The following is a 7,811-nucleotide window of genomic DNA, read 5'->3' on the forward strand; positions in this document are numbered from 1 at the left end:
AATCGTTGATTGCTATCCTATCTATCGCCATGGACTATCGTGGCTCGGAGGATAAGATGAACATTCGTGATCTTGAGTATCTTGTGGCGCTGGCGGAGCATCGCCACTTTCGGCGGGCGGCGGATTCCTGCCATGTTAGTCAGCCAACATTGAGCGGGCAAATCCGTAAGCTGGAAGATGAGCTGGGCGTGATGTTGCTGGAGCGTACCAGCCGTAAAGTGTTATTTACCCAGGCGGGACTTCTGCTGGTGGATCAGGCCCGCACCGTACTGCGCGAAGTGAAAGTCCTGAAGGAGATGGCCAGCCAGCAGGGCGAGGCGATGTCCGGACCGTTACATATTGGGCTCATCCCTACCGTCGGGCCTTATCTGCTGCCGCAGATTGTGCCTTCGCTGCATAAAACTTTTCCAAAACTGGAAATGTACCTGCACGAAGCGCAGACCCAGCAGCTGCTCGCCCAGCTGGATAGCGGAAAGCTCGACTGTGCGATTCTGGCGCTGGTAAAAGAGTCTGAAGCTTTTATCGAAGTGCCGCTGTTTGATGAGCCGATGAAACTGGCTATCTATCAGGATCACCCATGGCACGATCGGGACCGGGTACCGATGTCCGATCTGGCCGGTGAAAAGTTGTTAATGCTGGAGGATGGACACTGTCTGCGCGATCAGGCGATGGGCTTCTGTTTTCAGGCGGGAGCGGATGAAGATACGCATTTCCGCGCGACCAGTCTGGAAACGCTGCGCAACATGGTGGCGGCAGGAAGCGGCATTACGCTGCTGCCAGCGCTTGCCGTGCCAAAAGAGCGGGTACGCGATGGCGTCTGCTATCTCTCCTGCTATAAGCCAGAGCCACAGCGTACCATAGCGCTGGTCTATCGTCCGGGATCGCCTCTGCGCAGCCGCTATGAGCAGCTGGCAGACGCTATCCGTGCCCATATGCAGGGCTATATGGGCACAACGCTAAAACAGGCGGTTTAAGCCGTTCAGCGCAGCGACGCGGTAGGCTTCGGCCATCGTTGGGTAGTTAAAGGTGGTATTCACGAAATATTCAATCGTGTTGCCGCCGTTTTTCTGTTCCATGATGGCCTGACCGATATGAATAATCTCCGCCGCACGCTCACCAAAGCAGTGGATCCCCAGGATCTCTTTGGTGTCGCGATGGAAGAGGATCTTCAGGCTTCCGACATTCATGCCGACAATCTGCGCGCGGGCCAGATGCTTAAACTGGGCGCGGCCGACTTCATAAGGCACTTTCAGCGCCGTCAGCTGCTGCTCGGTTTTCCCAACGGAGCTGATCTCAGGAATGGTGTAAATCCCTGTAGGAATATCTTCGATCAGATGCGCAGTAGCTTCCCCTTTGATCAGTGCCTGGGCCGCGATGCGTCCCTGATCGTAAGCGGCTGAGGCCAGGCTTGGATAGCCAATAACGTCACCGACAGCATAAATATGCGGCTGTGCGGTCTGATACATGCTGTTAACTTTCAGCAGACCACGTCCATCCGCTTCCAGCCCGATATTTTCCAGCGACAGGGAATCGGTATTCCCGGTACGCCCGTTCGCGTAGAGCAGGCAGTCCGCCTTCACTTTCTTGCCTGACTTCAGATGCATGATGACGCCGTCGCTTACGCCCTCGATCTTCTCAAACTCTTCGTTGTGGCGAATCACCACGCCGTTGTTCCAGAAGTGATACGACAAAGAGTCTGAAATCTCCTGGTCGAGAAATGCCAGCAGGTGATCGCGGGTATTGATCAAATCCACTTTAACGTTCAGGCCGCGGAAGATGGAGGCATATTCACAGCCGATAACGCCAGCGCCGTAAATAATAACGTGGCCGGGTTCGTGATGCAGATTAAGAATGGAGTCGCTGTCGTAAATGCGCGGGTGCGTAAAATCGACGTCGGCTGGATGATAAGGCCGTGATCCACAGGCAATAACAAATTTCTCTGCGGTCAGGCGTTCAACCGTACCGTCGGGGCTTTCAACCTCAAGCGTATTGGCATCCACAAAGCGCGCATCGCCCTGATACAGCTCACAGCGATTACGTTCATAGAATCCCTGACGCATGCGGGTTTGCTGGCTCACTACGTTTTCAGTGTGGTTAAGAATGTCAGCAAATGAGGAGCGCAAAAGGCGCGTATGGTCGCTGTAGAGCGGGTTCTGATTAAATTCAATAATACGGCTGACGGCGTGACGGAGCGCTTTCGATGGGATGGTTCCCCAGTGTGTACAGCCGCCGCCGATGCTGTGATAGCGTTCGATGACCGCGATTCGCGCGCCCTGTTTCACCAGACCCATTGCGGCGCCTTCGCCGCCGGGACCGGAGCCAATTACGATGGCGTCGTAATCATAAGACTGTTGCATACCGATACGTCCTATTTCTTATACAATTTTTCAACGATATTCTAACATCTCGCTGACCACTTCCCAATTGTAACTGCTGTTTTTGCCATCATTTACCAAAACGAGGGTGTTAACAGGGATTCACAAAGTTGATGCGACTGTACGCTGAAATTTTTGATATAGTGCCGCTCTGGTCAGTCAAGCAGGCAGCATCATGGCGAATATGGGCATCAGAGCGCAGCAAAAAGAGAGGACAAGGCGTACGCTGATTGAAGCAGCGTTCAGTCAGCTAAGTGCCGAGCGGAGTTTTGCCAGCCTCAGCCTGCGTGAAGTTGCCCGTGAAGCCGGTATTGCGCCGACCTCCTTCTATCGTCACTTCCGGGATGTTGATGAACTGGGCCTGACCATGGTGGATGAGAGTGGCCTGATGCTGCGACAGTTGATGCGCCAGGCGCGTCAGCGCATTGCGAAAGGGGGCAGTGTTATCCGCACCTCTGTGTCGACCTTTATGGAGTTTATCGGAAATAATCCTAACGCCTTCCGTCTGCTTTTGCGGGAGAGGTCGGGGACGTCAGCCGCGTTCCGTGCTGCCGTGGCCCGGGAGATTCAGCATTTTATTGCCGAACTGGCCGACTATCTGGAAATTGAAAACCGCATGCCGCGAAGCTTCACCGAAGCGCAGGCGGAAGCCATGGTTATTATTGTCTTCAACGCCGGTGCGGAAGCGCTGGATATTGACGTTAATCAGCGTCGCCAGCTGGAAGAGCGCCTGGTGCTACAGCTGAGGATGATTTCGAAAGGTGCGTATTACTGGTATCGACGTGAACAGGAGAGGCTGGCGGTAACGCTGACTTCCCGTGACTAGAGGAGAGTGACATGAGTTTAGCCCCCGACCGGGACAGAGGCACGCTGTTACTGGCATTTTTAACCGGACTGTCGATTAACGGATCGTTTTCAGCGTTATTCAGTTCACTTGTGCCATTCTCTGTTTTTCCGCTTATCGCGCTTGGTCTTTCCGCCTGGTGCCTGCATCAACGCTATCTGAACCGCGCCATGCCGGACGGTATGCCCGGACTTGCCGCCGCGTTCTTTCTGCTGGGTATCCTGCTTTACAGCGCGATTGTCCGGGCAGAATATCCTGATATCGGCTCCAATTTTGTACCGACCATTCTGATGGTTGCGCTGGTGTTCTGGATTGGACTGAAGCTGCGTTCCCGCAAAAGAGCAGATAGCTGAATGACGACACAGGGGCGACCGGCGTCGCCCCTTGTTTGCTAACGGCGAGTCAGCAGTACGCCACACTCCATATGATGCGTATAGGGGAACTGGTCAAACAGCGCCAGCCGCGTTACGTTGTGCGTCTCTGACAGCGTAGCCAGATTCTGGCAGAGCGTCTCCGGGTTACAGGAGATGTAGAGAATGCGCGGATAGGCCTGCACCATTTTTACCGTCTCCTCATCCAGACCGCTGCGTGGCGGATCGACAAAAATGGTTTCGCACTGATAGCTGGTCAGATCAATGCCTTCCAGGCGATGGAAGGTCCGGGTCCCATTCATCGCCTGCGTGAACTCTTCCGCCGCCATGCGAATAATCTGCACGTTATCTATGCCGTTAACGGCAATATTGTACTGGGCTGAGGCGACAGAGGGTTTGGCGATCTCAGTGGCCAGCACCCGACGGAAATTGCGTGCCAGCGCCAGCGAAAAGTTACCGTTGCCGCAGTAGAGTTCCAGTAAATCACCGCTGGCATTACGGGTCACGTCCAGCGCCCACTCCAGCATCTGAATATTCATCGCCGCGTTCGGCTGAGTGAAGCTGTTCTCTACCTGACGATAGACGATTTTCTTGCCGGCTACGGGCAGACATTCATCAACGAAATCCCGATCGAGACAAATTTTCGTTTTGGTGGCGCGGCCAATAAGATGCAGATCGTAGCCTTCCTCACGCAGCGCATCACGCAGCACTGCGGCGGCCTGCTGCCACTCTTCCGTCAGGGGGCGGTGATAAAGCATGGAAACCACAATCTGATTGCTCATCGTGGAGAGATAATCAATCTGGAACAGCTTGTGGCGCAGCACGGGGTTATCCCGCAGCGCCTCAATCAGCTTTGGCATCAGTGCATTAATCAGGTGACTGGCGGCCGGGAAGCTGTCCACGCGGATGCGCTGGCGGGTCTGCTGGTCAAAAATGATGTGATAGAGATCGTCCCCGTCGTGCCAGATACGGAACTCCGCGCGCATCCGGTAGTGGCTGACCGGCGAACGAAACACCTCAACGTCCGGTGCAGAAAAGGGCGTCATCAGCGACGTAAGCCGGCTGACCTTTTCATCAAGTTGGGCATCGTAGTGTTCTGTCGGCAGCTGTTCGGGCGTCATGGTATATCCTGGGTTGAAGGGCCTTTATTGCCCGGCGATTGTAGGGATTCGTCACCTAATGTCCAGCGTTGTCCATCTTCCCGTTATTTTGGACTTCCGGGTGTCTGGATTTCTGTTTTCTTTGCGCATAAAATGCGCTTCCGGCCTGACTACAGTTAAAAGGGAATCCAGTGAAAAGCTGGAGCTGACGCGCAGCGGTAAGGAAGAGTGGGATGAGCGCCTTGTGCAGACACTGCTTTAAATAAGTGGGAAGTCATTATCCGTCAAACACCTCCAAGCCCGAAGACCTGCCGGAATTACGTCGCAATTCATACGGTCATCGCGTGCTATCGGTCGTATGCCTGCGGCATCCTGCATGATTTTTTGGATGCTAGTTACTATGAACAATAATAAAACCACGCTGTTGGCTTTTAGCGCAACGGCGATTTCCCTTTGGGCGCAAAATGGCTTCGCACAGGAGGCGGAACCAACGTTGGTGACCACCGCTAACCGTTTCGCCCAGCCTGTCTCCTCCGTACTCGCTCCCACGACTGTCGTGACCCGACAGGATATTGACCGCTGGCAGGCAAAAAGCGTGACTGATGTCATGCGCCGCCTGCCGGGTGTGGACATTGCGCAGAATGGCGGGCTGGGTCAGCAAAGCTCCATGTTTATCCGGGGAACCGAATCGCGGCATGTATTAGTGCTAATAGATGGTATTCGCCTTAATCAGGCGGGTATCAGTGGCTCTTCAGACCTCAGCCAGATCCCGATTTCGCTGATTCAACGTATTGAGTATATCCGTGGCTCGCGCTCTGCCGTTTACGGTTCTGATGCGATTGGCGGCGTGGTTAATATCATTACTGGACGGGAAAAGCCGGGCACTACGCTCTCTGCGGGGGTCGGCTCGAAAGGTTACCAGTCCTATGACGGTTCGACCCAGCAAATGCTTGGTGAGAACACGCGGGTCACGCTGGCCGGTAACTATACCTATACCAAAGGTTACGATGTTGTCGCGAACTATCCTGATGCCTTTGGTAATACGCCGCAAAAAGATCGCGATGGCTTTATGAGTAAAACAATCTATGGCGCTTTAGAACATCAGATTAATGACGAGTTTAGCGGGTTCGTTCGCGGTTATGGCTACGATAACAGGACGGCTTATGACGGCAGCGCGACTTATGTTAAGCCAGACACCTACGTTGATACACGCCAGCTTTACAGTCAGACCTGGGATGGCGGTCTGCGCTTCCACAATGATATCTACTCGTCTGAACTGACGGCCAGCTATAGCCATACCAAAGACTATAACTACAGTCCGGGCCTCGGACGGTATGGTGCAGCAACATCTCTGGATGATTCCCAACAATATAATCTGCAATGGGGAAATAATGTTGCGGTAGGTAACGGCAGTATCAGCGGAGGGGTAGACTGGCAGAAGCAGAGCATTGAGCCCGGAACTGCATCCGTGAATGACAGCCACGAAGCAACCAATACCGGTATTTATGCCACCGCCCAACAGATGTTAGGGTCTGTCACGCTGGAAGGTGCGCTTCGTGGCGACGATCATTCAGAATATGGCTGGCACAATACCTGGCAGACAAGCGCCGCCTGGGAGTTTGTGAATGGATACCGCCTGTTTGCAAACTACGGCACAGCCTTTAAAGCGCCAACGCTTGGCCAGCTCTTTGGTGCCTTTGGGGGCAACAGCAATCTTGATCCCGAAGAGAGCAAGCAATGGGAAAGTGGGTTTGAAGGATTAACCGGGCCGGTAACATGGCGTCTGTCCGGCTACCGTAACGATATTGACCATCTTATTGATTACGACACGGCGGCCAGCGGTTATTACAATATTGGTAAAGCCACTATTAAAGGTGTCGAAGCAACAGCGTCATTTGAGACCGGACTGGTTTCCCACCGAATTTCTTACGACTACGTCGATCCCCGTAATGCCGAAACTAACGATATCCTTCTTCGTCGCGCTAAGCAGCAGGTGAAATATCAACTCGATACTGTCATTTACGATTTCGACTGGTCGCTGAGTTATCAGTATCTGGGGCAACGCTATGATAAAGAGTATTCACAGAACCCTGCAGGTCGTACTGTTAAACTTGGTGGCGTAAGCCTGTGGGATCTCGCCGTGTCATATCCGCTCACTTCCCATCTGACCGTTCGTGGTAGAATAGCCAACCTGTTTGATAAAGATTATGAGACGGTCTATGGCTATCAAACCCCAGGAAGGGAGTACTACCTCAGCGGCAGCTATACCTTCTGATGCACGTCCCACTATCCTGGTCTTTGACTCTGGGGTCGGTGGGCTATCTGTCTATGATGAAATCCGGCAACTGCTGCCGGATCTTCACTACCTGTACGCCTTCGATAACGTTGCTTTTCCCTACGGCGAAAAGTCAGAGGCGTTTATCGTTGAGCGCGTACTCTCTATCGTTGAGGCTGTCAGCCGCCGCTATCCGCTGGCGCTGGTCGTGATCGCCTGTAACTCCGCCAGTACCGTTACCCTTCCCGCGCTCCGTGAACGCTTCAATTTTCCTGTGGTGGGCGTGGTGCCTGCAATCAAACCTGCGGCAAGATTAACGCGTAACGGCATTGTTGGTCTGCTGGCTACCCGCGGTACCGTAAAGCGTTCTTATACTCATGAACTGGTAGCGCGCTTTGCCAGTGAATGTAAAACAGAGATGCTGGGTTCAGCGGAGCTGGTGGAACTAGCCGAAGCTAAGCTACAGGGACAGCCGGTTTCGCTTGAGGATATCCGGCGCATTCTGCAACCCTGGCTGCGGATGAAGGAACCACCGGACACCGTGGTGCTTGGTTGTACGCACTTCCCATTACTTAATGAAGAGCTCCAGCAGGTTTTGCCCGAAGGAACGCGGCTGGTGGATTCCGGCGCGGCAATTGCCCGCAGAACGGCCTGGCTATTGGAAAAGGCATCGCCTGATGCGCGTTCCAGTGATGATAATATGGCTTTCTGTCTGGATACTACCGCTCAGGCTGTTCAATTAACGCCCGTATTAAAGCGTTATGGCTTCGCAAAGCTCGAAAAACTGGCGGTTTGAGGCTGTTGTGCGTAAAAAGTAGACGGTTGAAAAGTTTTTTGCATTTAGCA

The 7,811-nt window shown here is 53.5% G+C and carries 7 protein-coding genes and 1 riboswitch; of the genes, 5 read left to right on the forward strand and 2 right to left on the reverse strand.

The window, feature by feature from the left end:
• The first annotated feature begins 56 nt into the window (after window positions 1-56).
• Complete coding sequence (gene oxyR, locus AAH446_RS18375) at window positions 57-974, forward strand: DNA-binding transcriptional regulator OxyR (RefSeq protein ID WP_342908115.1); 918 nt, start codon at window positions 57-59, stop codon at window positions 972-974.
• Here oxyR and sthA read toward each other — a convergent pair.
• Complete coding sequence (sthA, locus tag AAH446_RS18380) at window positions 957-2,357, reverse strand: Si-specific NAD(P)(+) transhydrogenase (RefSeq protein WP_342908116.1); 1,401 nt, start codon at window positions 2,355-2,357, stop codon at window positions 957-959. The two genes, oxyR and sthA, sit on opposite strands and share 18 nt — an antisense overlap.
• Window positions 2,358-2,559: 202 nt before the next feature.
• On the opposite strand from sthA, the gene fabR reads away from it, so the two are divergent.
• The gene (gene fabR, locus AAH446_RS18385; RefSeq protein ID WP_342908129.1) at window positions 2,560-3,201 is read left to right on the forward strand and encodes an HTH-type transcriptional repressor FabR; all 642 of its coding nucleotides are present in this window, start codon (window positions 2,560-2,562) and stop codon (window positions 3,199-3,201) included.
• 11 nt (window positions 3,202-3,212) lie between these two features.
• Entirely contained in the window at window positions 3,213-3,572 is a 360-nt protein-coding gene (locus AAH446_RS18390) for a YijD family membrane protein (protein WP_342908117.1), read from the forward strand.
• Between the two features lie 38 nt (window positions 3,573-3,610).
• Here the strand turns inward: AAH446_RS18390 and trmA are convergent, their stop codons facing one another.
• On the reverse strand, window positions 3,611-4,711 hold the full coding sequence (trmA, locus tag AAH446_RS18395; protein ID WP_342908118.1) for a tRNA (uridine(54)-C5)-methyltransferase TrmA: 1,101 nt from the start codon (window positions 4,709-4,711) through the stop codon (window positions 3,611-3,613).
• A 124-nt stretch (window positions 4,712-4,835) separates the two neighbouring features.
• A riboswitch (cobalamin riboswitch) is annotated at window positions 4,836-5,020 on the forward strand.
• 70 nt (window positions 5,021-5,090) lie between these two features.
• Here trmA and btuB point away from each other — a divergent pair.
• A complete protein-coding gene (gene btuB, locus AAH446_RS18400) occupies window positions 5,091-6,965 on the forward strand; it encodes a TonB-dependent vitamin B12 receptor BtuB (RefSeq protein WP_342908119.1) in 1,875 nt (624 codons plus the stop codon).
• The gene (gene murI, locus AAH446_RS18405; RefSeq protein WP_342908120.1) at window positions 6,910-7,761 is read left to right on the forward strand and encodes a glutamate racemase; all 852 of its coding nucleotides are present in this window, start codon (window positions 6,910-6,912) and stop codon (window positions 7,759-7,761) included. The genes btuB and murI overlap by 56 nt, the downstream gene beginning before the upstream one ends.
• The last annotated feature ends 50 nt before the right edge of the window (window positions 7,762-7,811 follow it).

The sequence above is a fragment of the Erwinia psychrophila genome, assembly GCF_039023475.1.
Taxonomy (GTDB): Bacteria; Pseudomonadota; Gammaproteobacteria; order Enterobacterales; family Enterobacteriaceae; genus Erwinia.